Here is a 569-nt window from a genome sequence, read left to right on the forward strand (position 1 = left end):
CTTTTCCATACTAAAGGTACTATTTTAGTTTTAAATTTATTTTTATAATATATTTTTTTTGTAAAAATTTTTAACATATAATTATTCTCCCAAAATATTTATTCTAAATAGTAATTAGTAATTATAATAATTTTTATGTTATTATAATATAATTATTATTTTTTTATTTATTAATTTTTTTAGGAGATAACGTTAATGAAATTAAATTTGGATAAAATAACAAATTTAAATTTTTTATTATTTGGTGCTTTAGGTGATTTAGCTTTAAGAAAATTATATCATTCTTTATTTATATTATATAAAAAAAAATTAATAAATAAAAAAATAAATATATTATGTTTAGCACGTAAATATTTAACTTTAAATAAATTTAGATATAAAATATATAAGATATTATTAAATAATAAAAAAATTAAAAATAAAAATGAATTAATTTTAATTATTAATTTTATTAAATGTTTATATTATTTAAATATAGATTTTACAAATCTTATATATTATAAATTAATAAAATTTTGGTTATTAAAAAATAATTTTCCATTAATTTTTTATTTATCAGTATCTAGTAA

Annotated in this window: 1 protein-coding gene; it reads left to right on the top strand. The window is 10.5% G+C overall.

The window, feature by feature from the left end; translation table 11 throughout:
* Positions 1 to 195: 195 nt before the first annotated feature.
* Positions 196 to 569, top strand: a 374-nt coding sequence (locus IE124_RS34410) for a glucose-6-phosphate dehydrogenase (NADP(+)) (RefSeq protein WP_229833203.1), incomplete at its 3' end; no start/stop codon positions are given.

This window comes from Streptomyces narbonensis (genome assembly GCF_014649015.1).
Taxonomy (GTDB): Bacteria; Actinomycetota; Actinomycetes; order Streptomycetales; family Streptomycetaceae; genus Streptomyces; species Streptomyces narbonensis.